Raw genomic sequence first — 1,179 nt, 5'->3', positions numbered from 1 at the left:
TGGGCCGCCATTCGCTGGGGTGTCAGCCCGCTTGTGCTTTTGATTGTTTTTTCCGCGCTGTATGTGATTGCGCCGAACAAAAAGCTGTCTCTCCGGTTTGTCATGCCGGGTGCGGTCTTTGCGACCATCGGCTGGATCGTTGTCAGCACATTGTTTTCATTTTACGTCAGCACGTTTGCGAACTATAGCGCCACTTACGGGAGCATCGGGGGAATCATCGTTCTGATGATTTGGTTTTACTTGAGCGGCATTTTAATTATCCTAGGCGGAGAAATCAACGCTCTTTTACATAAACGTAAAAAGCTTCCTGATGAAAATCCCTACCATTAGCGCACCCTATAAACGAACTTCGGTTCAAAAAGAAGTCGGGGATATCGTGATGACCAAGCATACGAAAAAAGGCGGAAGCCATAACAAACAAAATTCGAAAAGCAAATCGAGCCATAAAACAAGCGGAAGCGCCAACGGACAAAACGGCTACCATTAGCATAAAAGCCTCCTGACATGATGTCGGGAGGCTTTTTGATTAAGAAGATGAAGAATAGGTTTCAGCCGGTGACCAGCTTTTCGGTTTGCCCAGCACAAGGGCCAGCCACACAGCGCTAAGCGTGAGAGTAATGAAGTAGAACAAGTTTGCGCTTTCAAATGTCTGCATATACCAGCCGCCGGCAACCGGGCCGAGGATGCTGCCGAGACTGAATGTAATGCCGCAAAGCAGGTTTCCCGCCGGCAGGAGGTGGGGCGGAAGAAGATCTGTCATATAGCTGATGCCAAGTGTAAAGGTTGATCCGACTGCCATTCCTGCAATAAAAAAGCAGCCGCCGATCACGTAAGGCGAAGGAAATACACCGGCTATGAAAAAGCAAAGAGCCCCAGTCAGTAAAATCACCAGCAGCACATTCCGCCTGCCGTATTTATCGCTGAGGATGCCGAGCGGAAACTGAAAAATAATGCTTCCAATCGCAAATGCGGGAAGGATGATCGCTACTGCGTCTACTGATATCCCCAAACGGAGCGCGTACACCGGAAAGCTTCCGTTCAGCGCCGTTTCCAGAAAGCCATAGCCAAATGTAGGCATAAAGGCAACCCACCCAAACAGCATGGCTTGATAAAATCGCCTGAAACTATTGTCTGATTTGGTTTCATGAGGACTGGTTTCCGGGTATGCATTTTGTAGAA

At 48.6% G+C, this 1,179-nt stretch carries 2 protein-coding genes; one reads left to right on the top strand and one right to left on the bottom strand.

Going from position 1 to position 1,179, the window contains the following annotated elements:
* The coding region (locus tag ACWHAR_RS22325) for a YihY family inner membrane protein (RefSeq protein WP_452087864.1) at nt 1–330 on the top strand (330 nt) is incomplete at its 5' end.
* A gap of 196 nt (nt 331–526) precedes the next feature.
* On the opposite strand, the gene ACWHAR_RS22320 is transcribed toward ACWHAR_RS22325, so the two are convergent.
* Nucleotides 527–1,179 (bottom strand): MFS transporter (locus ACWHAR_RS22320; RefSeq protein ID WP_452087863.1); only part of this gene is annotated, 653 nt, incomplete at its 5' end.

Source organism: Bacillus sp. LR--39, from assembly GCF_053613335.1.
This window is presented reverse-complemented; position numbering and strand designations above follow the sequence as displayed.